The organism is Minwuia sp. (genome assembly GCF_048007105.1).
Classification (GTDB): domain Bacteria; phylum Pseudomonadota; class Alphaproteobacteria; order Minwuiales; family Minwuiaceae; genus Minwuia.
Window position 1 is genome coordinate 345,126 of the sequence record NZ_CP180352.1, and the last position, 25,284, is coordinate 370,409.

Genomic DNA, 25,284 nt, shown 5'->3' on the forward strand with positions numbered 1-25,284 from the left:
CGGCAATCACATGCCGCAGCGTCAATGATGCCATGAACTGTCGGCAGCGGCCATGATCCAGAAATCCGGTACCGGAACGACAGGAGATTGACCGGTCAGGAACGAGGGCGCCACGAGGCGAGACCGATAGCAGGAAGAACGATGTCCACCAGTATCCTTGTCGGAACCACCCACGCGTCGCACTGGTTGTAGTTGCCGCAAAGAACAGCGAGCGTGACGCCGCTGCGCAGGCCGACATGGAGCCGCTGCCCACCATTGCCGATACCCATTGCGGCGCCGGGCGGATCGCCTTCCACCGACAGCCACCAGAAATAGCCGTAGCGTTGCCCGCCCGGAATTTCGGACCGGGGCACCAGGCTCCGTTTCAACCAGTCTTCCGGAACCACCTGCCGGCCGGCGTGACGGCCGCCCTGGCGGACCATCTCGCCGATGACGACGAGATCCGGCATCCTGAGCCGCAGGCCGGACGCAGCGACAGGGTGCCCGTCCCTGCCCCGCACCCACTCCCATTCGTCGATGCCAAGGGGCTGGAACAGCACCTTCCGGGCATATTCGTCGATGGGCATGCCGGCGCCTCTGGCGATGATCCCGGCGACCAGTTCGGTGGCGCCGCCGCCATAGGTCCAGACCGTCCCCGGCCGGTGAACCATCCTGCGGTCGAGGGCGAAGCGGTATCTGTCGTCCGACCGTTCCATCTGCATGCCGGTATTGCGCGGATCGGTCGTGGGCATCTCCTCGTCCCACTCGGTGCCCATCCGCATCGACAGGGCGTGTTCGATGGTGATGGCGCAGCGCGCCGGATCCTCGGCGAGGTCGGCAAGTTCCGGAAACTGTCCGATGACCGGCGCATCGATCGGGGGAACGATGCCTTCCGACAGCGCGATGCCGTAGAGCATGCCGACGACGGACTTGGTAACGGAGCGGATGTCGTGCAGTTCGTCCGGCCCATGCGTCCGGACACCGAGGTCGCGGCCCCAGCGTTGGTCGGCCCCATCGAAATAGGCCTCCGCCAGCAGCGCCCCGTGACGGCGGACGACGACGCCATGCAACCCCTTCAGTTCGCCACTGGCGTACGCTTCCCGGATCTCTTTCTCCACTGGTGCTTCCATGTGTTTGGTGCCGTGGAGAGAGATCGTCGAGAGCCGGGTGACGATCCCCGTTTCCTATTGCAGCGCCGTTATTCTACGTTCACCACTACGTTAGCCGCTTTGGGGAGGAAAGCGCCATGACACTGAAAATCGACTGCCAGCTTCGCGATCTGGATTTCACCGAAGTCGGCACCCATGCGCAGAAGATGGAGGAGATGGGCTTCGACGCCGCCTGGACCTTCGAGGCCGGCCAGGACGCCTTCACGCCGCTGACGCTGGCCGCCGCGGCAACGAAGAACATTCATCTCGGCACCAACATCGCCGTCGCCTTCGGCCGCAGCCCCTTCGCCATGGCGCAGCAGGCCTGGGATATCCAGAAGCTGTCGCGCGGACGCATGCATCTCGGCCTCGGCACCCAGGTGCGGGCGCATATCGAGCGGCGCTTCTCCATGCCCTTCGATCATCCGGCGCGGCGCATCAGCGACTATGTGCGCTGCATGAAGGCGATCTTCGACAATTTCCAGAACGGCACCAAGCCCGACTACAAGGGCGAATTCTACCAGTTCACGCTGAACAACCCGCTGTTCAGCCCCGGCGCCATCGACCACCCGGACATTCCGGTCTATCTGGCCGGCGTGAACCCGCGCATGTGCCGCGCCGCGGGTGAGGTCGCCGACGGCTTCCACGCCCACCCGATCCACAACATGAGCTACCTCAAGGAAGTTGTGCTGCCGGCCATCGACGAGGGCGCAAAGACCCGCGGCAAGTCGGTGAAGGATCTGCATGTGCAGACCATGGTGCTGATCGCCGCCGGCGAGACCCAGGCCGAGATCGACAAGGCCGTCGAGGATGTCCGGATGCAGATCTCCTTCTACGGCTCGACGCCCAACTACCGCGGCGTGCTGGAACACATGGGTTACGGCGATCTCGGCAAGGAACTGAGCCAGATGATGCGCTCGGGCCAGATGGCCGAGATGCCGAAGAAGATCCCGGACGCCATCGTCGAGCAGGTCGCCGTCATCGGGAAGCTGTCCGAAGTCGGCCCCAAGGTGCGGGAGCGCTACGAGGGCGTGCTGGACCGTGTGGCCTATTACTACCCGATCCCGAAGGACGCCGAGATCGGCAACTGGAAGGCCTTCACGGACGCGGTCAAGCACACGGCCTGACCGCGCACCCGGCCCGTCCGGTCATTGTTCGCGACAAGCGCCACCCCACCTGAGACAATGATCCCAATCATTGTCCGGGAACGGGAGGAAGCCATGAACGAACAATCACCGATGGGCGTCGCCGCGCTGGGCATCAAGGACGCGAAGCTGTTCCGCGAGCAGTGCTACATCGACGGCGCCTGGTGCGACGCCGATGGCGGCGGCACGATCGACGTGACCAATCCGGCGTCCGGCCAGACGATCGGCACCGTGCCGAAGATGGGCGCCGCCGAAACAAAGCGCGCCATCGAGGCCGCCAACGCCGCCCTGCCGGCATGGCGGGCGAAGACCGCCAAGGAGCGCGCCGCCGTCCTGCGCAAGTGGTTCGACCTGATGATGGCGAACCAGGACGATCTGGCTCGGCTGATGACGGCCGAGCAAGGCAAGCCGCTGGCCGAATCCAAGGGCGAGATCGCCTATGCCGCCAGCTTCATCGAATGGTTCTCCGAAGAGGCCAAGCGCGTCTACGGCGACACCATCCCCAGCCACCGCGCCGACGCCCGCATCGTCGTCACCAAGGAGCCGGTCGGCGTCTGCGCCGCGATCACGCCGTGGAACTTCCCGGCCGCGATGATCACCCGGAAGGCCGGCCCGGCGCTGGCCGCCGGCTGCACCATGGTGATCAAGCCGGCCACCGCCACGCCCTATTCCGCCTTCGCCATGGCCGAACTGGCCGAACGGGCGGGCGTGCCGAAGGGCGTGATGTCGGTGCTGACCGGCTCGTCGTCGGAGATCGGCGGCGAACTGACCTCGAACCCGATCGTGCGCAAGCTGACCTTCACCGGCTCCACCGACATCGGCAAGAAGCTGATGGAACAGTGCGCCGGTACGATGAAGAAGCTGTCGATGGAACTGGGCGGTAACGCGCCCTTCATCGTCTTCGACGACGCCGATCTGGACGCCGCGGTCGAGGGCGCCATCCAGTCCAAGTTCCGCAACACCGGTCAGACCTGCGTCTGCGCCAACCGCATCTACGCCCAGGCCGGCATCCATGACGCCTTCGTCAAGAAGCTGGGCGAAGCGGTCGCGAAGCTGCGCGTCGGCGACGGGCTGCAAGGCGAGACCGACCAGGGTCCGCTGATCGACAAGGCCGGACTGGAGAAGCTGCGCGAGCACATCGAGGACGCCACGTCCAAGGGCGGCACCGTCGTCCAGGGCGGCGCCCCGCATGAGCTGGGCGGCCTGTTCCACCAGCCCACCGTGATCTCCGGCGTGACGCCGGCGATGAAGGTGGCGAAGGAGGAAACCTTCGGCCCGCTGGCGCCGGTCTTCCGCTTCGAGACCGAAGACGAGGTCCTGAAGATGGCCAACGACACCGAATTCGGGCTCGCCACCTATTACTATACCCGCGACATCGGCCGGATCTGGCGCATGTCGGAGGGGCTGGAGTACGGCATCGTCGGCATCAACACCGGCCTGATCTCGACCGAAGTCGCGCCGTTCGGCGGCATGAAGGAATCCGGCTTCGGCCGCGAGGGCTCCAAGTACGGCATCGACGACTACATGGAGATCAAGTACCTGCTGATGGCCGGCATCGACAAGTAGCCGGGGCCGCGTTGCCGCAGCCGTGAACCCGGCTGGACTTGGCCGGGCAGCTGGGGCGACTATTTCCGCTGGCAGGACAAACCAGCGGGGACCCCCATGAGCACCTACGACTACGACCTTTTCGTCATCGGCGTCGGATCCGGCGGCACGCGCGCAGCCCGGATGGCCGCATCGACCGGCGCCCGCGTGGCGGCGGCGGAATCGAGCTGGCTCGGCGGCACCTGCGTCAATGTCGGCTGCGTGCCGAAGAAGCTGCTGGTCTATGGCAGCCATTTCTCGGAAGACGTCGAGGACGCGAAGGCCTATGGCTGGGACCTGAAGATCGAGGGCTTCGACTGGTCGCGGCTGATCGAGAACAAGAACACCGAGATCGCACGGCTGAACGGCGTCTACCGCCGGCTGCTGGACAATGCGGGCGTGGAATTGTTCGAGACCCATGCCGAGATCATCGACCGCCACACCGTCCAGGTCGGCGACCGCACGATCACGACCGACAAGCTGCTGATCGCAACCGGCGGCTGGCCGACCATGCCGGACCTGCCCGGCATCGAGCACGCGGTCTCGTCGAACGAGGTGTTCTATCTGGAAAGCTTCCCGAAGCGCTTCGTCGTCGTCGGCGGCGGCTACATCGCGCTGGAATTCGCCGGCATCATGAAGGGCATGGGCGCCGAGGTGACCCAGATCTACCGCGGCGAACAGATCCTGCGCGGCTTCGACGGCGATGTCCGGGAGACGGTCGCCAGTGAAGTGCGCAAGAAGGGCATCGACCTCAGGACCGGCGTCAACATCTGGGAGATCGAGAAGCATGACGGCACCCTGCTCGCCAAGCTGACCGACGGGACCGAGATCGTCGCCGACTGCATCATGTACGCCACCGGCCGCCATCCCCGCATCGACGGTTTCGGGCTCGAGAAGCTGGGCCTGGAGATCACGAAGCAGGGCGCGATCAAGGTCGACGACTATTCCCGCACCAGCCTGGACAATGTCTGGGCCATCGGCGACGTCACCCACCGCATGGCGCTGACTCCGGTGGCCATCCACGAGGCCATGGCCTTCTATCGCACCGAGTTCCTGGGCGATCCGACGCCGGTCGACCACGCCGACATCCCCTCGGCCGTGTTCAGCCAGCCGCCGGTCGGCTCGGTCGGCCTGACCGAGGAACAGGCCCGCGAGGCCCACGGCGAACTGGACATCTACCGCTCCACCTTCACGCCGATGAAGCACACGCTGACCGGCCGGGACGAGAAGACGCTGATGAAGATCATCGTCGATCAGAAGAGCCAGAAGGTCGTCGGCGTGCACATGGTCGGTCCGGACGCGGGCGAGATCATCCAGGGCATCGCTATCGCGGTGAAGATGGGTGCAACCAAGCAGGACTTCGACCGCACCATCGGCATCCACCCCACCGCGGCGGAAGAATTCGTGACGATGCGGGAGACGGCGGCCTAGGCGTTCAGGCGCCCCTGCATCGTCTTCGGACGCGCGCCGTATCCATGGTCATGCCCGCCTTGCGCGGGCATCCGGTTGAACAGCTGACCTGGCGGCGAAGCCGCTCCGGACCCCCGTGTGGCCCAACGGGCCATCTGGGGTGACCGGCGGGACCGTCGGGAAAATCCGCAATCACGATGAACCCGGGCGTCGCATAATTTAACCACTTGATTACATACCAACCAGTCGGTATGGTCTCGGCATGTCGGCGCGAGAGAAGATCATGATGGCCGCCTTCGGCCTTGTCCGGCAGCAGGGTTACACCGCGACCTCGGTCGATCAGGTCTGCGCCGCCGCCGGCGTCTCCAAGGGCGCCTTCTTCCACCACTTCAAGGACAAGCAGGCGCTGGCCGTCGCCGCCGCAGCGCTGTGGGGGGAGAGCACGGGCCGGATGTTCGCCGAGCATGCCTATCACCGGCACGCGGATCCGCTGGACCGGGTGCTGGGCTATCTCGACCTGCGGCGGTCTCTCATCCAGGGCGAGCCGGCCGACTTCAGCTGCATGGCGGGCACCATGGTGCAGGAACTGCATCAGTCGCATCCCGCCATCCGGAAGGCCTGTGGCGGGGTCATCACCGGGCACGCGGAAACGCTTGTCGCCGACATCCAGGCCGCCATGGACCGGTACGGCGCGCCCGCCGGCTGGACTGCCGAAAGCCTGGCGCTGCACACCCAGGCGGTGCTTCAGGGCGCCTTCATCGTCGCCAAGGCGAGCGGCGACCCGCAGACCGCCATCGATTCCATCGACCACCTGAAACGCTACGTCGAACTGCTGTTCGGCCGGGTAACAGAAGAGGATTCAGTAGAATGACCGCACTTCCCGAATTCGACCCCGAACGCGACCTCGAACTGGAGCTGGTGCTCGACGCCCCGCGTGCGAAGGTCTGGCGATGCATGACCGAGGCGGCGCTGCTGGAGCAGTGGATGTGCCCCCGCCCCTGGACCGTGAAGAACGCCGTGGTGGAGCCCGAGGTCGGCGGCCGTCACGGCTTCACCATGGTCAGCCCGGACGGCGACGAGATGCCGGCGGACGGCGTCGTGCTGGATATCGACGAGGGCCGGAAGCTGGTCACGACCGACGCCTATACCAAGGGCTGGCGGCCCACGCCCGAACCCTTCTTCACCGCGGTCGTGACGCTGGCGGACGACGGGGACGGCCGGACCCTCTACCGCGCCGAGGCCCGGCACTGGAACGCCGAGACCCGCGCCCGTCATGCCGAGATGGGTTTCCACGAAGGCTGGAAGATCTGCGCCCTGCAGCTGCAGGACGTGGCGAAGGGGCTCTGAGGCGATGACGACCGGACCGAAGGCGAAGCTCCGCACCTGCCTGTTCTTCGAGAGCGGCGGCGAAGCCGCGGCGAGTTCTATGTCGGCCTGCTGCCCGGCAGCCGGATCGAGGAAGTCTACCGTCCCGATCCGAACGGCCCGCCGCTGGTGGTCGAGTTCACCCTGGCCGGCGCCCCCTACATGATCCTGAACGGCGGTATGGCCTTCGAACACACGCCCGCCGTCTCGATCTCGGTGCTGACCCGGGACCAGGACGAGACCGACCGGCTCTGGGACGCCCTGACCGAGGACGGCGAGGAAGGGGATTGTGGCTGGCTCAAGGACCGCTGGGGCATGCACTGGCAGATCGTGCCGGAGGCGCTGCCGATCATGATGGCCTCGGACGACAAGATCGCCGCCGGCCGCGCCCATGCGGCGATGATGCAGATGAACCGGATCGACATCGCGGCGCTGACCGCCGCGTTCGAAGGCAGGGAGGAGACCGGCCAATGAGCTATATCGACGGATTTCTGCTGGCGGTGCCGACCGCCAACAAGGACAGGTACCGGGAGATGGCGGAGTTCGCCTCCTCCATGTTCCGCGAGTGGGGCGCGATCCGGCAGGTCGAGACCTGGGGCGACGACGTCCCGGACGGCAAGGTCACGTCCTTCCCCATGGCGGTGAAGATGGAGGCCGACGAGACCGTGGTGTTCTCCTGGATCGAATGGCCGGACAAGGCGACGCGGGATGCGGCGCATGAGAAGATGATGAGCGATCCCCGCATGGAACAGTTCAAGGAAATGCCCTTCGACGGAATGCGCATGATCTTCGGCGGCTTCGTTCCCATCATGGACGTCGGCGCCGGCGGCTAGACGGCCCCACCTATGCAGCCCGCGCCGGTTGCGGGTACGATGCGGCGAGCGCAGATGTGACGGAGCCGCCGCCATGATGAGCCAGGAACAGAACGACGAACTGACCCGCGTCGGGCCGGGCAGCAGCGCCGGCGCTGTGCTGCGGCAATACTGGCAGCCTGCGGCGCTGGCCGTCGAGCTGGCGGGTGAGCGGCCGGTCGCGCCCGTGCGGCTGATGGGCGAGGATCTGGTGCTGTTCCGCGGCGAGGACGGCGAACTCGGCCTGATCGGCCGGCGCTGCCCGCATCGCGGCGTCGACCTCTGCTACGGCCGGCTGGAGGATGGCGGCCTGCGATGCCCCTTCCACGGCTGGCTCTACGACCGCACCGGCCAATGCCTGGAACAGCCCGCCGAGCCGGAGGGCAGCCGCCTGCACGAGAACATCCGCACCGCCGGCTATCCGGTGGTCGAGCGGAACGGCATCGTCTTCGCCTACATGGGCGAGGGCGAGCCGCCCGCCTTCCCGGAACTGGACTGCTTCGCGGCACCGGACAGCCACGTCTTCGCCTTCAAGGGCCTCTGGTCCTGCAACTGGCTGCAGGCGCTCGAGATCGGCATCGACCCGGCGCATGCCAGCTTCCTGCACCGCTTCCTGGAAGACGAGGACCCGGCGGACGGCTACGGCAAGCAGTTCCGCGACACCGCCACCAACACCGAACTGACCATGACCGAGCTGCTGCGCGACTATCCGCGGCCCGAACTGCAGGTCGAGGAGACGGATTTCGGCCTCCGGCTGGTGGCGCTGCGGCATCTCGGCGACGGCCGCACCCATGTCCGGGTGACCAACCAGATCTTCCCCGAGGCGATCTGCATTCCTATGTCGCGGGAGATGACCATCACCCAGTGGCACGTGCCGGTCGATGACACGACCTGCTACTGGTATTCCATGTTCACCAGCTTCGGGAATCCGGTGGACAGGGACAGGATGCGCGAACAGCGCCTGAAGGAGCACCGCCTGCCCGACTACGCGCCGCTGAAGAACGCGGCGAACAGTTACGGCTACGACCCGGCCGAGCAGCGGACGAAGACCTGGACCGGCATGGGCGAGGACATCAACGTCCACGACCAGTGGGCGGTCGAGAGCATGGGCGCGATCCAGGACCGGACGGCCGAAAACCTCGGCACCACCGATGTCGGCATCATGCGCTACCGCCGCATGCTGCGCCGCGCGATCCGGCAGCTGCAGGCTGGTCAGGCCGACCAGCTGCCCATGTACGGCAAGACCGACCCCAAGCGCATCTTCGGCCCCGTCTCGATCGACGCCATCGGCTCGGCCGAGGAAGGCTGGGAGGCCGTCTGGCGCCGCGGCGACCGCGAACGGCGCGCCGCCTGCCCCTGGGACGCCGCCCGCGAACCCGACGCGGCATGAACGCCGGCGGCATGAGCGGCTATCTGTCGGAAGCGGGCCTGACCGACGACGACGCCCGGCGCCAGGCTGCCGAGGTGCTGGCCCGCGTCGAGGCGGAGGGGCTGGAGAGCGTCCGCCTCGTCTTCCCCGATCCGCATGGCGTGCTGCGCGGCAAGACGCTGATGCCCGGCGCGCTGGCCGGCGCGCTGGCCGACGGCGTCACCGCGCCCTCGACGGTGATGCTGAAGGACACGTCCCAGCGCACCGCCTTCCCCGTCTGGCAGGCCGATGCCGGCTTCGGTGCGGGCGCGCTGACCGGTTCGGGCGACCTGCTGCTGGCGCCGGACCCGGCGACCTTCCGCACCCTGCCCTGGGCGGAGAAGACCGGCTGGATGCTCTGCGACGTGGCCCGCCGCGACGGCGCGCCCCTCGCCTTCGCGCCGCGCACGGTGCTGAAGGCGGCGCTGGCGCGGCTGGCGGCGCAGGGCCTCGCCATGCAGGTGGGGCTGGAGGTGGAGTTCCACGTCTTCCAGGTCACCGACCCGAAGCTGTCACCGGCGGACTCCGGCATGCCCGCCGCGCCGCCCGAGGTCGAATACCTGACGCGCGGCTACGGGCTGCTGGGCGAGGAGCGCACGAATGCGCTGGACGAGGTGATCCGGCTGCTGCGCGGGGCCTGCGACGGGCTCGGCCTGCCGCTCCGCGCCGTCGAGGCCGAGTTCGGGCCGAGCCAGCTCGAGTTCGTCTTCGATCCCGGCGCGCCGCTGGAGCAGGCCGACGCCATTGTGCTGTTCCGCTCCATGGCGAAGCAGGTCGCGGCGCGGCACGGCCTGCACGCCACCTTCATGTCGCGGCCCCGGCTGGACCACGCCGCCGCGGCGGGCTGGCACCTGCACCAGTCGGTGCTGGACGCGACGACAGGCCGGAACCTGTTCACGCCCGGCGGCGGCGCGGCGCTGTCGGACACCGCCGACTGCTGGATCGCCGGTCTGCTGCGCCACGCCCGCGAGACCTGCCTGATCACCACGCCGACGGTGAACGGCTACAAGCGCTACCAGGACTTCCAGCTCGCGCCGACGCGGATCCAGTGGGCCCACGACAACCGCGGGGCGATGATCCGCGCGCTGACCCGGCCGGGCGACGCCGCCAGCCGGATCGAGAACCGCGTCGCCGAGCCCGCGGCCAACCCCTACTACGTCTTCGCCAGCCAGATCGCAGGCGGCCTGAGCGGCCTCGCCGCCGGCGTCCCCGCCCCGCCCCCGGTCGAGGCCCCCTACGCGGACGCCGCCCCGCGCCTGCCCGCCAATCTCGGCGAGGCCATCCAGGCCTTCGAGACCGGCCACCTCTTCCGCAGCGCCTTCGGCGCCGAGTTCACCAGCTTCTACGCCCGCCTCAAACGCGCGGAGTGGGAGCGCTACCTGGCGGAGGTCTCGGAGTGGGAGCAGCGGGAGTATTTCGGGGGGTTGTAGCAGTAGTCAACTACGCGCATAGACCGACCAATAGCGCCAAAAAACCAATATTCCAAACGACACAGCTTTATTGTACTCACAAATCGCATATACTGCTTATAGTGGTAGCGTACGAAATTTACTGCCCTCGATCGACAGCACATTCTGAACTGAGACAATGCTCTTTCAGCTACTCCATCTCACTTATGGGAAAGACATTTTTGGCAGCGTTCACTTCGATGTGCGCCAAACCTTGCGCAAAATAATTCATCAAAAAGTGAAAGAAAGCGACGCAAAATATCAGGCTTCCGACAAATTTTTTCAAATACTTTTTCAATCCGATAGACCTTCTTTCTTTATTCTTTCTTTCTTTATTTTTTGGCTTTTTTCTTTTATTTTGAGTTTTGTCATAAATACAGGTCAAAATGACACGTTATTGAGAAATGTTCATCAATTGACCCTCGGAACTTCGATCGAAATTTACATACTGGCAACTCAGGCAGTATTGATTGGCATCATTTTTCCAATTGCCGTTTCCTTGACAACATCGACAATTAGACAAAATACTGGCGGAGTCGGTCGCTCACCCGAAATCAAAATTTACCATATTGAATCACATTCCTTCTCACTTGGCGCTAGCAGCCTAGCTCTTTGCGGAGTCAATGTCCTTTGGATCTCAGTTTACATTCTTCTTTCAGACAGAAGTCCGTTAGTATCTCACTGCCGTTTAGCCTCAATTTTTACACTATCGACTTGGTTGCTTATAAATATATTTGGATTGTGGAAGTTTTTTTCGACAAGTTTGAGATTTTTGGACGCTGACGAGAGGATGCGAATTCGAAAAGCTTATACAATGAACAAAGGAATGATCGAAAATCTTTTACCCTATTGGAAAAGCTTAGAATATCAAGGTCAATCAAATAGGCTTTCTCAAATATTAAATAATCGCTTTCCAGGAAACAACATTAATATTTTGTTCGGCCACAATTTGGGGCAGCCCGGAAATGTCGAGATATTGAAACAGTTCCCGACTTCCGGCTATGAACTCCATGACGTCTGGGCAACACCACTCAAAATCGTAATATGCGGCTGGATAAAGCGGTCGATTGATAATTCAGGCGCGGGCGCTCCAAAAACAATTTCATTGGAGTTTCCGGCGTCATTTGAAAGCAAACACAAGAAAGAATTCGTCTTATGCCAAAGAACGGGTGGAGGTAGCTTTTCATTATTTGAAAGATTAATTATTTCAAGATGTTTTCGGTTTCGGAAGACAAGATTATGACAAAATATCCTACATCAAGCGCGATACTGGAGGAGCTATCACAGATAGTTGTCGAATCAATTCGTGATAACTCGCCAAATAAATTTTCGGGCAACCTACGGGAGTTCATAGATTTTCACAGTTTCTTGATTCAATCACATCGCTTTGTAGACGAAGAAGGTGTTATCCGATCTCTTTCATTGCTCGGCGGCTGGTTCTCCGAGCATCAAGATTGGATAAGAGCATACAACGAAATGACAATTGAATCTGTGAAACGTGTTCCATATCAGAGTGAATATTTCAGCTCGATTTGTAGAGTTTTGCCAGTTCTTTTTAGAAACTACATCGGATCAGAACAGGACACTAGCTGGAAAAGCCTGTTTGATCTCGCAATAAGGCTGGGCTACCAGGCCACTGATTCAAACACAGACTACAGTGAACGGACTGGCTCTGTCCTCGATGCATCCGCGTCTAGGGATTTTATAGGCGCGTGGGAAAGCCTTGGAACAGAAATCGTATCCCCAATTCGACGGAGTGATAGGAATCAGGACAGCGCGCCCGCAAATTGGAAAGCAATCTACTCCACCTTTCCAATATTGAGAGGTTATTTCGAAACCTGGTGTTTCTTTCTTTGTTTGTCATTCTATAAGAACCAGCCGGCACTATATGATGCCCTTCAGGAACATATCAGTAATCTTGATGACAATTTTGAATACAATTTCAGTTCCCATAATTACTATCGAAATCCACACTTTTCGGTCGCTAACATATCGAGTGACTGGGACAAAACCATCGCGAAACTACAACCAATCTTGGACACGCTATACCACATACCCATGGATCCCAGACTATTGTCTGGGATAGTTTTCTCGAATCTATGGCGCGACTTTGTAATAGTTGCGTCAGTCGTGTGCGTTTCATGGACACTGCGAAGCAACAACACTGGCGAGAAGACATCTTTAGAACAAATAAATAATACGATCAGTGCGGTTGCGAAGTCGAATTTCTTTGCAAGAGACGGCTCCAGGTCAGCATTTTCCGAAATCTTGATTGGCGCCATTCGAGGTATGCTCAGAGGTGAGCAGCACGAACATCTCCAATCTCCCTGGGATAGCGTCGAAAAAATTGAGCGGATTAATGAACCTGACAGGATCACCGGTCGCATATACACGTCTATTTCTCGATCGGGCGTAAATGACTACACGGAAGAAATATTATTCTTACTTATTGCGAACTTCGATGAGCGCGAATGTGATAGGACATTTAGGCTGGTTGTAGGCATGCTTCCTGATGTTAGTGAACCGCATTACTTCCGAAGTGTTATCGCAAATTTTAAACGTAGCGCCGACGGAATCTTAAGTTCTACATCGCCCATTTCACAGAAAATTCATGGCGAGCTAATTCGTCAAGATTTGGTGACTAATGAGTATACAATCACCACTTCAGCAGAATATATTTCGCAGAAATTCGAAGAATTAGCTGATTCTGCTAGAGAATTCTTCGAACTGAATTCCAAATTTGATGGCTGACTACCCTTTCGCCATATCACGCAGCTTGAACTTCTGGATCTTGCCGGTGGAGGTTTTCGGGATCTCGCCGAAGACGACCTCGCGGGGGCACTTGTAGTGGGCGAGGTTGTCGCGGCAGTGGGTCTTGATCTCGTCCGCCGTCGCTTCCTTGCCGGGCTTCAGCTCGATGAAGGCGACGGGGGTTTCGCCCCATTTCTCGTCGGGCTTGCCGACCACGCCGCAGGCGGCGACCGCCGGGTGCTTGTAGAGCGTGTCCTCCACCTCGATCGAGGAGATGTTCTCGCCGCCGGAGATGATGATGTCCTTGGAGCGGTCCTTCAGCTCGATATAGCCATCCGGGTGCCAGACGCCGAGATCGCCCGAGTGGAACCAGCCGCCCTTGAAGGCGTCGCCCGAGGCCTTCGGGTTCTTCAGATAGCCGGCCATGACGATGTTGCCGCGCATGAAGACCTCGCCCATGGTCTCGCCGTCCTTCGGCACCGGCTGCAGGGTCTCGGCGTCGGCGACCATCAGGTCCTCCTGCATCGCCGAATGCACGCCCTGGCGCGCCTTCATCTTCGCCTTGGGCTGGACGTCGAGGCTGTCCCACTCCTCCTTCCAGGCGCAGACCACGCAGGGGCCGTAGGTCTCGGTCAGGCCGTAGACATGGGTGACCTCGAAGCCCTGCTCCGCCATCTCGGCCAGCACCGAGGCCGGCGGCGGCGCGGCGGCGGTCATCATGTTGACGGTCTGCTCGAAGGGCTTCTTCTGCGCGTCCGAGGCGCCGGTGATCATCTGCATGACGATGGGCGCGCCGCAGAGATGGGTGGCCCTGTGGGTGGCGATGGCGTCGTAGATCGTGGCCGCCTCGACGCGGCGCAGGCAGATGTTCACGCCGGCGATGGCGGCGACCGTCCAGGGGAAGCACCAGCCGTCGCAATGGAACATGGGCAGCGTCCAGAGATAGCGCGCGTGGTTGCCCATGCCCCAGGTGACGGCGTTGTTGATGGCGTTCAGATAGGCCCCGCGGTGGGTGTAGACGACGCCCTTCGGATTGCCCGTGGTGCCGGAAGTGTAGTTGAGCGAGATCTTGTCCCACTCGTTGTCCGGCAGCGACCACTGCATCGACGGATCGCCGGTCTTCAGCAGCGCCTCGTAGTCCATGGACCCCAGCGTCTCGCCGCCCGGGCCCTGCGGGTCGACCACGTCGATCACGGTGATCTCCCGCTCCACCGATTTCAGCGCCTCCTTCACGATGTCGGAGAACTCGGTGTCGGTGATCAGCACCTTGGCCTCGCCGTGGTTCAGGATGAAGGCGATCTCGCCGGCGCTGAGGCGGTAGTTCAGCGGGTTCAGCACCGCGCCGGCCATGGCGACGCCGAAATGGGCCTCGTACATCTCCGGGATGTTGGGGCACATGATGGCGACGGTGTCGTCCTTGGTGATGCCCAGCTTCGCCAGCGCCGAGCCGAGCAGGACGCAGCGGTCGTAGGTTTCCTTCCAGGTCCGGGTCAGGTCGCCATGGATGATGGCGGTGAACTCGGGATAGACCGTCGCCGTCCGGCGGATCAGGCTCAGCGGCGACAGCGCGGCGTAGTTGGCGGGCTGCATGTCCAGATCGCGGGCATAGGCATCGGCGCTCATGGGCGGTTTCCTCCGGGGCGGCGTCTCTCGTTTCGTGGCCGATGATTAACACCAGATGGCCGGGGGTTATCAACTGTCTAACTGCCGCGCATCCGCTCCTGTATCCGGCCGAGTATCGCCTTCAGTATCTGGAGGTATCCGATCCGGTCCTGATGGTGCCCGATCTCGTCTTCACGGATCGTGTGCGTCCGCTTCCCGTCATCGACATTCTTCCGGCCCCATGCCGCGATGCGGCGGACCTCCTCCGACGGACAACGGGCCTGAAGATGCTCTGCAGTGGAGGCGATCTCGAGGCCGAAGCCGGAGAGTCGATGGTTCAGCGGCAATTGCGCCTTGTAGACGCGGATATGGGTTCCGTGGATGCCGATCATCTCGCTCGCCCAGTCGATGGTGTCCTCGACAAGGTTCGGAGTGAGGCGGTGTCTGGGCTTGATCACGCCGTCGCCGTCGGACACCCATTGGCTGTCGAACCAGGCATGCAGCTTCTCGCGACGCCGCTCCGGCTCCTCCAGTTCGCCCTTGAGCGACAGCAACTCGCCACGCACCTCGGTGACATCCTCGCGGGCCAGGCGATAGTCCTGTTTCAACGCGGCAATGTCGATCTCGCAGTCAGCACGCGCCGGCGTTGCAGCGAGCATTGCAAGCGTCGAGAGAAGGATCAGCCATCGCAAGCTACTGCGCCGCCTGCGCCGACTGCAGCGCCCAGGTCTCCAGCAGGCGCAGCCACTCCATGCGCTTGTCGACCAGGTCGATCAGCCGCTCGGTCCGCTTGACGGCCCGGTTCGCGCTGTCGCCCTGCCGCCCGGTCCACTCCCAGGCTGTGCCCACGGCCATGCCGGGGCAGCTCTCCTTCCGGCCTTCCATCTGTTCCAGGAACAGGCGGACCATCTGCTGCATCCTGAGATGATGGGTCTGCTGCTGGTCGTAGAGCGCCAGTTGCTTGTAGTGGTGGACCACGATCTCCCGGTTGATCGGCCGGATCCGGATCAGGAACTGCGCCGTACCCTCGGGCGGGTCGAAGAACAGCGTGCCGCCGCGGGCCTGATACTCGCCGATCACCTCGCGCAGCTTGCCGTTCTCTTCCTCCAGCGCGGCGGTGCGCAGGATCAGCCTGGAATTCAGCTCGTTGACGGCGAGCCGCGATTCCCGAACCGCCCGCCGCGCCTCGGTGAAGGCGGCATCGTTGAGTTTTGCGGCGGTTTCGCAGTCCTCGACCGCCGCGGCTGGCGCGCACCAGAACAGGACCGCCCCGAGAAGAGCCGCTTTTGCCGCGAGCATGTGGGGCCCGGAACGTCGCATGACCTTCATCTCACACCGGGGGCTCCCGGTTGATCAAGCCGGAACGGCCCGGAACCGATCAATTGATTGTCGGGCGCTGGCGAAACCGATAAGTGATGTCGCCATGACTGCCGAAGCCGCCACCCGCGCCCGCACCACGGGCATCCTGCCGTCGCAGGCGCTGCGCCGCGCCGTGACCGACGGCATGATCCGGGCCGATGGCGGCGTGCCGGACGAGATCATCCAGCCCTCCAGCATCGACCTCCGCCTCGGCCGACGCGCCTGGCGGGTGCGCACCAGCTTCCTGCCGGGCAAGGGCGTGCGCGTCGCCGACAAGCTTGCCCGGCTGACCATGCACGAGCTCGACCTGGCCGAGGCCGCGGTGCTGGAGCGCGGCTGCGTCTACATCGTCGAACTGCAGGAGCGGCTCGACCTGCCGCGCGACATGTGGGCCAAGGCCAACCCGAAAAGCTCCACCGGGCGGCTGGACGTCTTCACCCGGCTGGTCACCGACGGCTGCGAGAGCTTCGAGACCGTCGAGGCCGGCTATGACGGCCCGCTCTATCTGGAGATCGCGCCCCGCACCTTCTCGGTGAAGGCGAAGGCAGGGCTGCGCCTGAACCAGCTCCGGCTCTGGCGCGGGCGGCCGGGCACCTCGGACAGCCTGCACCGCGAACTGCATCAGCGCGAGAGCCTGGTCGATCCGGCCAGCCTGGAGGGCAACGAACCCACCATCCGCGACGGGCTCTGGGTCTCGGTCGACCTCTCCGGCGACGCCTATGGCGGGCTGATCGGCTACCGCGCGCGACGGCATGCGCCGCTGATCGATCTCGATCTCGTCGGCCACTACCCGGTCGAGGACTTCTGGGAGCCGATCCACGCCAATGCCGAGAAGACGCTGATCCTGGACCCGAACCAGTTCTACATTCTGGTCAGCCGGGAACGGATCGCCGTGCCCCCGGATTCTGCCGCCGAGATGGTCGCCTACGACACCTCCTTCGGCGAGTTCCGCATCCATTATGCCGGCTTCTTCGATCCCGGCTTCGGCCACACCTCCGCCGGCGGCGGCAGCGGCACCCCGGCGGTGCTCGAGGTCCGCAGCCACGAGGTCCCCTTCGAGATCGCACACGGCCAGCGTGTCTGCCGGCTGGTCTACGAACGCCTGATCGAAACCCCCGAGACCCTCTACGGCGCCGGCATCGGCAGTCACTACCAGGGCCAGGGTCTGAAGCTCTCCAAGCACTTCATTCAGCCGCAGAGCTGACTACCTAGGTAGCACCCCCGCCGGATCATGCCCTTCCCCCTCGAGGGGGGAAGGTTAGGATGGGGATGAATCGGCGAAGCCGAATTCGGGCGCACCGGCCCCGCCCCTGCCCTTCGGTTTCACCCCCACCCCGGCCCTCCCCCCTCAAGGGGGAGGGAGCGAAGCGCCGGAGCCGTATTGACGACAGAACCCGACATCGCGACCGAAGCACCCGAACCCGACGGCTTCGCCATCCTGCAGGCGAAGCTGAGATCGGTGCCGGAGAGCCCCGGCGTCTACCGCATGCTCAACGCGAAGGGCGATGTGCTCTATGTCGGCAAGGCCCGGAACCTGAAGAACCGGGTGACCAGCTACACCCGCGCCCGGGGCCTCTCCATCCGCATCGCCCGCATGGTCCAGATGACCCGCGAGCTGGAGATCATCACGACCCATACCGAGGTCGAGGCGCTGCTGCTGGAAGCGAACCTGATCAAGAAGCTGAAGCCGCGCTTCAACATCATCCTGCGCGACGACAAGTCGTTCCCCTATATCGAGGTCAATCTGGACCACGACTATCCGATGCTGGCCAAGCACCGCGGTGCACGGGAAAAGGCGCGGGACTATTACGGCCCGTTCGCCTCGGCCACGGCGGTGAACCACACCCTGACCGCGCTGCAGAGGGCCTTTCCGCTGCGCAGCTGTTCCGACGGCGATTTCGCCACCCGGACCCGGCCCTGCCTGCAGTACCAGATCAAGCGCTGCGTCGCTCCCTGCGTCGGCTACGTCTCGAAGGACGGATACCGCGAACTGGTCGATCAGGCCCGCGACTTCCTGGCCGGCCGCAGCCAGGACGTGCGCGACGACCTGGGCCGGAAGATGCAGAAAGCCTCCGACGAACTCGCCTTCGAGGACGCCGCGATGTACCGCAACCGGCTCTGGGCCATGGCGCAGATCCAGCAGAAGCAGGGCGTCAATGTCGAGGGGCTGGAAGAGGCCGACGTGATGGCCGCGGCCGAGGCCGGCGGACAGACCTGCGTGCAGGTCTTCTTCTACCGGGCGGGCCAGAACTACGGCAACAAGGCCTACTACCCGACGCATTCCAAGGACGACGAGACCGCCGACGTGCTGGCGGCCTTCGTCGGCCAGTTCTACGACAGCCGCCCGGCGCCGCGGCAGGTGCTGCTGTCCCACGAGGTCCCGTCGCAGGACCTGATCGGCGAGGCGCTGGCCGTCCGCGCCGGCCGCAAGGTCGAGGTGTTGACCCCGAAGCGCGGCGCCAAGAAGGAGTTGGTCGAACAGGCCGTGCGCAATGCCGAGGAGGCGCTGGGCCGCAAGCAGGCCGAGACCCAGGCGCAGGCCAAACTGCTGAAGGGCGTCGCCGAGGCCTTCGGGCTGGCCGAGCCGCCGCAGCGGATCGAGGTCTACGACAACAGCCACATCCAGGGCAGCAACGCCGTCGGCGGCATGATCGTCGCCGGGCCCGAGGGCTTCCGGAAGGCCGCCTACCGCAAGTTCAACATCAAGGACACCGAGCTCACGCCGGGCGACGATTTCGCGATGATGCGGGAGGTGCTGACGCGGCGCTTCAAGCGGCTGAAGAAGGAGACCGCGCAGAAGGACGAGACGTGGCCCGACCTGATCGTCATCGACGGCGGGAAGGGCCAGCTCGGCATCGCCGAAGAGGTGCTGAAGGTGCTTGAGGTCGAGGGCGTGGCGCTGGTCTCCATCGCCAAGGGGCCGGACCGCAACGCCGGCCGGGAGGATTTCTACCTGCCCGGCAAGGCCCCCTTCATGCTGCCGGAGCGCGACCCCGTGCTCTATTATCTGCAGCGCCTGCGCGACGAGGCGCACCGCTTCGCCATCGGCACCCACCGCGCGCGGCGCTCGAAGGCCATCGGCCAGTCGCCGCTGGACGAGATCGAGGGCATCGGCCCGAAGCGGAAGAAGGCGTTGCTGCTGAAGTTCGGTTCGGCCAAGGGAGTCGCCCGCGCCGGACTGGCGGACCTGCAACGGGTCGACGGGATTTCAGAAGCGATGGCGCAGCAGATCTACGACCACTTCAACGCGGGAGAGCGCTAGCAGCCCTCTTTCTCGGCCCGCTCTTCCCAGTGGTCGACGACGATGCCGTAGCGCGTGGCGTCATAGCCTTCCGGCGGTTCGGACCTGCCGAGCAGCTTCACCGCGCCGCAGGCCTCCGGCTTCCGCTTGGTCGCGAAATAGCTCTGGGTCAGATTCATCAGCGTCCAGGTATCGTCGGGCAGCAGGCCGCGGGACTTCTCAAGCACCGGCACCGCCTTCTCGAACTGCCCGGTGGCGATCAGGAAACGGCCGTAATCGGCGAAGCGCTCGGGACGGCCCGCCTTCTGGTTCGCCGCCACGGCGTACCAGTAGCCGACCATGTCGTGCGGCAGGCCGCCCTGCGACATCGCCAGCGCGATGCCGTGATAGATGTCGCCGTTCCAGGGCGCGTATTCGAAGGCCAGGTTGAGGCGGCGCATGGCCAGCGCCGGCTCCTTCTTCTTCAGCCAGACCCAGCCCTGCTCCGCCAGCAGCGTGCCCAGATCGGCGTCGCTGTAGCCCAGCTTGCGCAGGCGGTTCACATAGGTGCGGTCGCGCTTGTGCCAGAAGCCGGGACGGTCGTCGCAGCCGAACAGCGGACGGTATTCGTAGGGCGTGGTCTTGGCGTCGCCGAAGGCCCAGTCGGGATGCCCGGCCGCGCCGCAGAGTTTCTCGTAGCGCGGATCGGCGTCGGCCAGCGCCGGCAAGGCGGCGAGGCAGGCGAATGCGGCGGCAACGGCGAGCAGTCTGCGGAGCATGGCGGTCCCCCTTTTCCCGAGCGGTATAGGCGCGCCAGCCAACTCGCTCAAGCCGCGGCGCGAAGATGTGATCGCTGCCGCACCGGACTCATTTCGCATCCGGGGTCCTGCAGGCTGGCACCAAATCTGCTAGCTTCCGTGCATGAGTCCAGTGAATCAGTCATCCGCAGCGCAGGTCATCCGACAGGATGACATTGTCCGGCCGTCAGGCGAGGCCGCAGGACGGCGATTCCAGCACATCACCGGAGCGTTGCCGGACTGGCGGCATGCGGACGAACTGGTGGCGCACTGGTGCGAAATGGCCGGCGACCTGCCGGCGCCGCGCCGGCGGGATCTGCGACCCGAAGCCCTGCGCCGCTCGCTGCCCTATCTCGTGATCTTCGATTACACGGATCGGGACACGATCACCTTCAGACTCGCCGGAACCTCGTTCTGGGAACACCATGAGGGCGAACTGACGGGCCGGAACTTCCTGGACCTTCAGGAAGACGGATCCAGGGAAGCGGCGTCGCGGCGGCTGTTCGGCATGCTGGAACACCCCTGCGGGATTGCATCGGTCAACTCGACCCTGTTCGAGTCCGGACAGTGCGGCCGCTATCTCATCGTCGCGCTGCCGCTGCTGGACGATGACGGACAGGTCGCGCATTCGATACATGTCACTCAGTATGACGGGCAGATACACCTGCCCTCTCACGGCCGCCTCCGGTCGATGGGCGTGGAACACGCGCGCTACATCGATATCGGCTTCGGCATACCCGCGGTATCTGCGCCTTACTAGACACACAGGACTCGCGTTTCTCGATACCAGTATCGGGCTGCGGCCCTGCACTTTTCGCATTCCCCGCGCCCGAATTCGTATTCATATTTTCTTCGGACTGACTGTATAGGGTGCAACGCATGTGCCCGAATACAGACGGTCCAATGACCACCGGCGATCCGGATCAGCGGCTGGAGGCCCTTCGCGCCGCCAATCCCGGCTCCAGTCATGCCGACGCCCTTGCGCGTCACTGGCTGGAAGCGGCGGGCGGACGCCTGCTGCCCCGCAAGCGCGACATCCGGCCGGAACGGCTGGGCCGGGCGCTCGCCCGCGTCATCATCTACGACTTCGAGCACCGGGACATGATCCGGTTCCGTCTGGCCGGCTCCTATTTCCGCAGCATCCACGGCCGCGATCTGACGGGCAGCAACTATCTCGACCTGATGCGCGGCGACGACCGCCGGAAGGCGGCGGAGCGCCTGTTCCGGATGGTCGAGCACCCGTGCGGCATCCTCACCACCAACACCAACCGCTTCGAGAAGGGGCGCGAGGGCGAGTTCCGCGCCTTCGGCCTGCCGCTGACGGACGACGAGGGCCGCGTCACCCACTCGATCCATGTCAGCGATTACATGAGCGGCCCGGCGATCCCCGCCTTCGGCAAGGTGGAGAGCATGGGCGCCGCCGCATCCACATGGATCGACATCGGCGCCGGCGTGCCCGCCCTGGCGCCGCCGGTCTGACACCCCCAGAACGAAAGAAGGCGCGCCGGACGATCCGACACGCCTTCCGACCGAACGAATACCGGCGGAGACGGCGGGATGGCCGGACCGGCCATCCCCGTGCCGTCAGCCGCGGCTAGTTCTTCGACTTGTCCACCAGGGCCTTCTCGCTGATCCAAGGCATCATGCCGCGCAGCTTCTCGCCGACTTCCTCGATCGGGTGAGACGCGTTGCGGGCGCGGGTCGCCTTGAAGCTGGTCTGGTTGACCTTGTTCTCCAGCATCCAGTTGCGGGTGAACTTGCCCGACTGGATGTCGTCGAGAACGCGCTTCATCTCGGCCTTGGTCTCGGACGTGATGATGCGCGGGCCGGTCACGTACTCGCCATACTCCGCCGTGTTGGAGATGGAGTAGTTCATGTTGGCGATGCCGCCTTCGTAGATCAGATCGACGATCAGCTTCACCTCGTGCAGGCACTCGAAATAGGCCATCTCCGGCGCGTAGCCGGCCTCGACCAGAGTCTCGTAGCCGGCGCGGATCAACTCCACCAGACCGCCGCAGAGGACGACCTGCTCGCCGAACAGGTCGGTCTCGCACTCTTCCTGGAAGGTGGTCTCGATGATGCCGGCGCGGCCGCCGCCGATGGCGGAGGCGTAGGACAGGCCGACATCCAGCGCGTTGCCGGACGCGTCCTGATGCACCGCAACCAGGCAGGGCACGCCGCCGCCGCGCTGATACTCGGAGCGCACGGTGTGGCCCGGGCCCTTCGGCGCGATCATGAAGACGTCCAGATCGGCGCGCGGCTCGATCAGGTTGAAGTGGATGTTCAGGCCGTGGGCAAAGATCATCGCCGAACCTTCCTTCAGGTTCGGCTCCAGCTCGTCACGGTAGAGATCGCCCTGCAGCTCGTCCGGCGTGGCGACCATGACGACGTCGGCCCAGGCCGCGCCCTCGGCGGCGGTCATCACCTTGAAGCCGGCTTCCTCGGCCTTCTTCCGGGTCGACGAACCCTCGCGCAGGCCGATGGCGACGTCCTTCACGCCGCTGTCGCGCATGTTCATCGCATGGGCGTGGCCCTGGCTGCCATAGCCGACCACCATCACCTTCTTCGACTTGATCAGGTTCAGGTCCGCATCGCGGTCGTAGTAAACGCGCATCTTCTTGTTCTCCCTCCGGGTAGCTTCCGGGCAGATCCGGCTCGCGCCGTTACGCCCCTGCATCTGGTTGTGGTGCGCGATTTACGCCGCACCGGAACCCGGCACAAGGCCGGGGTGTCATGTGGTGGCCGAATGGCTCCTACAGCTCGTCGGGACCGCGGCTGATCGCTGCGATGCCGGTGCGGCTGATATCGACCAGACCGAGCGGCGTCATCAGATCGGCGAAGGCGTCGATCTTGGCCGTCGAACCGGTGATCTCGAAGACGAAGCTGCGGTCGGTGGCATCCACGGCCTTGGCCTTGAAGATGTCCGCGATGCGCAGCGCCTCGACCCGCTTCTCGCCCGAGCATCGCACCTTCAGCAGCGCCAGCTCGCGCTCGATATGCTCGCCGTCCACGGTCAGGTCGGCGACGCGGTGCACCGGCACCAGCCGGTCCAGCTGCGCCTTGATCTGCTCGATCACCATGGGCGTGCCCGAGGTGACGATGTTGATGCGGGAGAGATTGTTGGCCTTGTCCACCGCGGACACGGTCAGGCTCTCGATATTGTAGCCGCGGCCGGAAAACAGGCCGATCACACGGGCCAGCACGCCGGCCTCGTTGTCGACCAGGACGGCCATCGTGTGGGTTTCGATAATGTCGCTCATGTTCCCAAAAGGACGCCCTGCGGAACCCGGCCGGGCGGTCCCCCTCAAAAAGTGCCCGGATCGGGTATCAGACCAGCGCGAAGCCGCTGTCGGTGACTTTCGGCGCGTCGTCGGGGTTGGCCTCGTTGCCGAGGATCATCTCGTTGTGGGCGGCGCCGGACGGCACCATCGGGAAGCAGTTCTCCTCCCGGTCCACGCGGCAATCGACGATCACCGGCTTGTCCACCTTCAGCATCTCGTCGATGACGCCGTCCAGATCGTCCGGCTTTTCGGCGATCAGGCCCACGCCGCCGAAGGCGTCGGCCAGCTTCACGAAGTCGGGCAGGCTGTCGACATAGCTCTCGGAGTAGCGCTTGCCGTGCAGCAGTTCCTGCCACTGGCGCACCATCCCCATCCACTGGTTGTTCAGGATGAAGACCTTCACCGGCAGACGGTACTGCGCCAGCGTCGACATCTCCTGGATGTTCATCAGGATCGACGCCTCGCCGGCGATGTCGATGCAGAGCCGGTCCGGATTGGCGATCTGCGCGCCCATGGCGGCCGGCAGGCCGTAACCCATGGTGCCCAGGCCGCCCGACGTCAGCCAGCGGTTCGGCCCCTCGAACTTGAAGAACTGGGCCGCCCACATCTGGTGCTGCCCGACCTCGGTCGCGATGATCGGATCGAGATGCCTGGTCTTCTCGTAGAGGCGCTCGATCGCCTTCTGCGGCTTGATCACATCGGCGCTCTCGCCATAGGCGAAGCCGTTGCGGGCGCGCCAGCGTTCGATCTCGGCCCACCACGGGGCGATCCGGCCCTTGTCGGCCTTGCGGGCGCCGGCCTTCCAGATGCGGATCATGTCCTCGAGGACATGCGCCACGTCGCCGATGATCGGGACGTCGACCCGGACATTCTTGTTGATCGAGCTGGGATCGATGTCGATGTGGATCTTCTTCGAATAGGGCGAGAAGGCGTCCAGCCGCCCGGTCACCCGGTCGTCGAAACGCGCACCGACGCAGATCATGACATCGCAGTCGTGCATCGCCATGTTGGCCTCGTAAGCCCCGTGCATGCCCAGCATGCCCAGGAACTGCGGATCCGAGGCCGCGAAGGCGCCGAGACCCATCAGCGTCGAGGTCACCGGATAGCCGGTCATGTGCGCGAACTGCGTCAGCAGCATTGCCGCCTTCGGCCCCGAATTGATGACGCCGCCGCCGGTGTAGAAGATCGGCCGCTCGGCATTGGCGATCAGTTCGACCGCCTCCCGGATGGCCTCCAGATCGCCCTTCACGCGCGGACGGTAGGTCTTGTGCCGGGTCTGCTCGGCGGTCTGGTACTTGCCCGCCGCGATCTGCACGTCCTTCGGAATGTCGATGACCACCGGGCCGGGACGGCCGTTGGTGGCGACATAGAAGGCCTGGTGGACAACGCGGCTGAGGTCATCGGACGACTTCACCAGGTAGTTGTGCTTGGTGCAGGGCCGGGTGATGCCGGTCGTGTCGCACTCCTGGAAGGCGTCGTTGCCGATCATGTGCGTCGCAACCTGCCCGGTGATGCAGACGACGGGGATGGAATCCATCAGCGCGTCGGTCAGGCCCGTGACGGCGTTTGTCGCGCCGGGTCCAGAGGTCACCAGAACGACGCCGGGCTTGCCGGTCGAGCGGGCATAGCCCTCGGCCGCGTGCACCGCGCCGCCTTCCTGACGGACGAGGATGTGGCGGATGGAGTTCTGCTGGAACAGCGCGTCGTAGATGGGTAGTACCGCGCCCCCCGGATAGCCGAATACGGTGTCCACGCCCTGATCAACGAGTGCTTTGATCAGTATTTCGGCGCCGGTCATTCCGTTCGTAGACATGGTCCTGTCTTTCTTCCGTGGGGTGGGTATCAAAAACGAAAGCGCCCCGCCGAAGCCGCACCGCTCCCGCCGGCGCTGCCGGAGAGTGCGGAACACGGCCCGTTACAGGGCGCGCGGACCATA

23 protein-coding genes are annotated in these 25,284 nt (G+C 64.0%); 15 read left to right on the top strand and 8 right to left on the bottom strand.

Annotation, left to right across the window (positions count from 1 at the left end; genetic code table 11):
• Positions 1-95: 95 nt before the first annotated feature.
• A complete protein-coding gene (locus tag ACMVY4_RS01675) occupies positions 96-1,097 on the bottom strand; it encodes a serine hydrolase domain-containing protein (RefSeq protein ID WP_416898472.1) in 1,002 nt (333 codons plus the stop codon).
• A 128-nt stretch (positions 1,098-1,225) separates the two neighbouring features.
• Here ACMVY4_RS01675 and ACMVY4_RS01680 point away from each other — a divergent pair, with 128 nt between their 5' ends.
• From ACMVY4_RS01680 to ACMVY4_RS01730, 11 genes are all read left to right on the top strand, one after another.
• Positions 1,226-2,254, top strand: coding sequence for a TIGR03617 family F420-dependent LLM class oxidoreductase (locus tag ACMVY4_RS01680; RefSeq protein WP_416898473.1), 1,029 nt, complete (start codon positions 1,226-1,228; stop codon positions 2,252-2,254).
• A gap of 93 nt (positions 2,255-2,347) precedes the next feature.
• Positions 2,348-3,838, top strand: coding sequence for an NADP-dependent succinate-semialdehyde dehydrogenase (gabD, locus tag ACMVY4_RS01685; RefSeq protein WP_416898474.1), 1,491 nt, complete (start codon positions 2,348-2,350; stop codon positions 3,836-3,838).
• Positions 3,839-3,934: 96 nt separating this feature from the next.
• Positions 3,935-5,287, top strand: a complete 1,353-nt coding sequence (gene gor, locus ACMVY4_RS01690) for a glutathione-disulfide reductase (protein ID WP_416898475.1) — start codon at positions 3,935-3,937, stop codon at positions 5,285-5,287.
• 262 nt (positions 5,288-5,549) lie between these two features.
• On the top strand, positions 5,550-6,137 hold the full coding sequence (locus ACMVY4_RS01695; protein WP_416898476.1) for a TetR/AcrR family transcriptional regulator: 588 nt from the start codon (positions 5,550-5,552) through the stop codon (positions 6,135-6,137).
• Positions 6,134-6,613 (top strand): SRPBCC family protein, encoded by a 480-nt coding sequence (locus ACMVY4_RS01700; RefSeq protein ID WP_416898477.1) that lies wholly within the window; start codon positions 6,134-6,136, stop codon positions 6,611-6,613. Before ACMVY4_RS01695 ends, ACMVY4_RS01700 begins: the two co-directional genes overlap by 4 nt.
• A gap of 105 nt (positions 6,614-6,718) precedes the next feature.
• Entirely contained in the window at positions 6,719-7,105 is a 387-nt protein-coding gene (locus tag ACMVY4_RS01705) for a VOC family protein (protein ID WP_416900237.1), read from the top strand.
• Positions 7,102-7,464, top strand: coding sequence for a DUF1428 domain-containing protein (locus tag ACMVY4_RS01710; RefSeq protein ID WP_416898478.1), 363 nt, complete (start codon positions 7,102-7,104; stop codon positions 7,462-7,464). Before ACMVY4_RS01705 ends, ACMVY4_RS01710 begins: the two co-directional genes overlap by 4 nt.
• A 73-nt stretch (positions 7,465-7,537) precedes the next feature.
• Positions 7,538-8,872: a Rieske 2Fe-2S domain-containing protein gene (locus tag ACMVY4_RS01715; protein ID WP_416898479.1), complete on the top strand. Its 1,335-nt coding sequence runs from the start codon at positions 7,538-7,540 to the stop codon at positions 8,870-8,872.
• 11 nt (positions 8,873-8,883) lie between these two features.
• Positions 8,884-10,320 (top strand): glutamine synthetase family protein, encoded by a 1,437-nt coding sequence (locus tag ACMVY4_RS01720; RefSeq protein ID WP_416898480.1) that lies wholly within the window; start codon positions 8,884-8,886, stop codon positions 10,318-10,320.
• A gap of 157 nt (positions 10,321-10,477) precedes the next feature.
• On the top strand, positions 10,478-11,581 hold the full coding sequence (locus ACMVY4_RS01725) for a hypothetical protein (RefSeq protein ID WP_416898481.1): 1,104 nt from the start codon (positions 10,478-10,480) through the stop codon (positions 11,579-11,581).
• Positions 11,551-13,089 carry a hypothetical protein gene (locus ACMVY4_RS01730; protein WP_416898482.1) on the top strand — a complete coding sequence of 513 codons (1,539 nt, stop codon included), beginning with the start codon at positions 11,551-11,553 and terminating at the stop codon, positions 13,087-13,089. Before ACMVY4_RS01725 ends, ACMVY4_RS01730 begins: the two co-directional genes overlap by 31 nt.
• Here the strand turns inward: ACMVY4_RS01730 and ACMVY4_RS01735 are convergent, their stop codons facing one another.
• The 3 genes from ACMVY4_RS01735 to ACMVY4_RS01745 form a co-directional block, all read right to left on the bottom strand.
• Complete coding sequence (locus ACMVY4_RS01735; protein ID WP_416898483.1) at positions 13,090-14,712, bottom strand: acyl-CoA synthetase; 1,623 nt, start codon at positions 14,710-14,712, stop codon at positions 13,090-13,092.
• Between the two features lie 77 nt (positions 14,713-14,789).
• Positions 14,790-15,383 (bottom strand): hypothetical protein, encoded by a 594-nt coding sequence (locus ACMVY4_RS01740; protein ID WP_416898484.1) that lies wholly within the window; start codon positions 15,381-15,383, stop codon positions 14,790-14,792.
• 1 nt (position 15,384) lies between these two features.
• The gene (locus ACMVY4_RS01745; protein WP_416898485.1) at positions 15,385-16,011 is read right to left on the bottom strand and encodes a hypothetical protein; all 627 of its coding nucleotides are present in this window, start codon (positions 16,009-16,011) and stop codon (positions 15,385-15,387) included.
• 103 nt (positions 16,012-16,114) lie between these two features.
• Here ACMVY4_RS01745 and ACMVY4_RS01750 point away from each other — a divergent pair, with 103 nt between their 5' ends.
• Entirely contained in the window at positions 16,115-17,254 is a 1,140-nt protein-coding gene (locus ACMVY4_RS01750; RefSeq protein ID WP_416898486.1) for a 2'-deoxycytidine 5'-triphosphate deaminase, read from the top strand.
• A gap of 177 nt (positions 17,255-17,431) precedes the next feature.
• Positions 17,432-19,312, top strand: coding sequence for an excinuclease ABC subunit UvrC (gene uvrC, locus ACMVY4_RS01755; protein ID WP_416898487.1), 1,881 nt, complete (start codon positions 17,432-17,434; stop codon positions 19,310-19,312).
• On the opposite strand, the gene ACMVY4_RS01760 is transcribed toward uvrC, so the two are convergent.
• Positions 19,309-20,049 (bottom strand): tetratricopeptide repeat protein, encoded by a 741-nt coding sequence (locus ACMVY4_RS01760; RefSeq protein WP_416898488.1) that lies wholly within the window; start codon positions 20,047-20,049, stop codon positions 19,309-19,311. The two genes, uvrC and ACMVY4_RS01760, sit on opposite strands and share 4 nt — an antisense overlap.
• A gap of 151 nt (positions 20,050-20,200) precedes the next feature.
• Here ACMVY4_RS01760 and ACMVY4_RS01765 point away from each other — a divergent pair, with 151 nt between their 5' ends.
• Together ACMVY4_RS01765 and ACMVY4_RS01770 are read left to right on the top strand one after the other, a co-directional pair.
• Positions 20,201-20,827, top strand: a complete 627-nt coding sequence (locus ACMVY4_RS01765; protein ID WP_416898489.1) for a PAS domain-containing protein — start codon at positions 20,201-20,203, stop codon at positions 20,825-20,827.
• A gap of 143 nt (positions 20,828-20,970) precedes the next feature.
• Positions 20,971-21,546, top strand: coding sequence for a PAS domain-containing protein (locus tag ACMVY4_RS01770; protein WP_416898490.1), 576 nt, complete (start codon positions 20,971-20,973; stop codon positions 21,544-21,546).
• Between the two features lie 115 nt (positions 21,547-21,661).
• Here the strand turns inward: ACMVY4_RS01770 and ilvC are convergent, their stop codons facing one another.
• The 3 genes from ilvC to ACMVY4_RS01785 form a co-directional block, all read right to left on the bottom strand.
• Positions 21,662-22,681, bottom strand: coding sequence for a ketol-acid reductoisomerase (gene ilvC, locus ACMVY4_RS01775; RefSeq protein WP_416898491.1), 1,020 nt, complete (start codon positions 22,679-22,681; stop codon positions 21,662-21,664).
• Between the two features lie 139 nt (positions 22,682-22,820).
• Positions 22,821-23,327 carry an acetolactate synthase small subunit gene (gene ilvN / locus ACMVY4_RS01780; protein WP_416898492.1) on the bottom strand — a complete coding sequence of 169 codons (507 nt, stop codon included), beginning with the start codon at positions 23,325-23,327 and terminating at the stop codon, positions 22,821-22,823.
• A gap of 67 nt (positions 23,328-23,394) precedes the next feature.
• A complete protein-coding gene (locus ACMVY4_RS01785; RefSeq protein WP_416898493.1) occupies positions 23,395-25,161 on the bottom strand; it encodes an acetolactate synthase 3 large subunit in 1,767 nt (588 codons plus the stop codon).
• Positions 25,162-25,284: the final 123 nt, after the last annotated feature.

Bases quoted from the DNA above. Each gene is read 5' to 3' on its own strand.
- ACMVY4_RS01680 (WP_416898473.1), top strand. From the start codon at position 1,226: ATGACACTGAAAATCGACTGCCAGCTTCGCGATCTGGATTTCACCGAA.
- gabD (WP_416898474.1), top strand. From the start codon at position 2,348: ATGAACGAACAATCACCGATGGGCGTCGCCGCGCTGGGCATCAAGGAC.
- gor (WP_416898475.1), top strand. From the start codon at position 3,935: ATGAGCACCTACGACTACGACCTTTTCGTCATCGGCGTCGGATCCGGC.
- ACMVY4_RS01695 (WP_416898476.1), top strand. From the start codon at position 5,550: ATGATGGCCGCCTTCGGCCTTGTCCGGCAGCAGGGTTACACCGCGACC.
- ACMVY4_RS01700 (WP_416898477.1), top strand. From the start codon at position 6,134: ATGACCGCACTTCCCGAATTCGACCCCGAACGCGACCTCGAACTGGAG.
- ACMVY4_RS01710 (WP_416898478.1), top strand. From the start codon at position 7,102: ATGAGCTATATCGACGGATTTCTGCTGGCGGTGCCGACCGCCAACAAG.
- ACMVY4_RS01715 (WP_416898479.1), top strand. From the start codon at position 7,538: ATGATGAGCCAGGAACAGAACGACGAACTGACCCGCGTCGGGCCGGGC.
- ACMVY4_RS01720 (WP_416898480.1), top strand. From the start codon at position 8,884: ATGAGCGGCTATCTGTCGGAAGCGGGCCTGACCGACGACGACGCCCGG.
- ACMVY4_RS01725 (WP_416898481.1), top strand. From the start codon at position 10,478: ATGCTCTTTCAGCTACTCCATCTCACTTATGGGAAAGACATTTTTGGC.
- ACMVY4_RS01730 (WP_416898482.1), top strand. From the start codon at position 11,551: ATGTTTTCGGTTTCGGAAGACAAGATTATGACAAAATATCCTACATCA.
- ACMVY4_RS01735 (WP_416898483.1), bottom strand. From the start codon at position 14,712: ATGAGCGCCGATGCCTATGCCCGCGATCTGGACATGCAGCCCGCCAAC.
- ACMVY4_RS01745 (WP_416898485.1), bottom strand. From the start codon at position 16,011: ATGCGACGTTCCGGGCCCCACATGCTCGCGGCAAAAGCGGCTCTTCTC.
- ACMVY4_RS01750 (WP_416898486.1), top strand. From the start codon at position 16,115: ATGACTGCCGAAGCCGCCACCCGCGCCCGCACCACGGGCATCCTGCCG.
- ACMVY4_RS01760 (WP_416898488.1), bottom strand. From the start codon at position 20,049: ATGCTCCGCAGACTGCTCGCCGTTGCCGCCGCATTCGCCTGCCTCGCC.
- ACMVY4_RS01770 (WP_416898490.1), top strand. From the start codon at position 20,971: ATGACCACCGGCGATCCGGATCAGCGGCTGGAGGCCCTTCGCGCCGCC.
- ilvC (WP_416898491.1), bottom strand. From the start codon at position 22,681: ATGCGCGTTTACTACGACCGCGATGCGGACCTGAACCTGATCAAGTCG.
- ilvN (WP_416898492.1), bottom strand. From the start codon at position 23,327: ATGAGCGACATTATCGAAACCCACACGATGGCCGTCCTGGTCGACAAC.
- ACMVY4_RS01785 (WP_416898493.1), bottom strand. From the start codon at position 25,161: ATGTCTACGAACGGAATGACCGGCGCCGAAATACTGATCAAAGCACTC.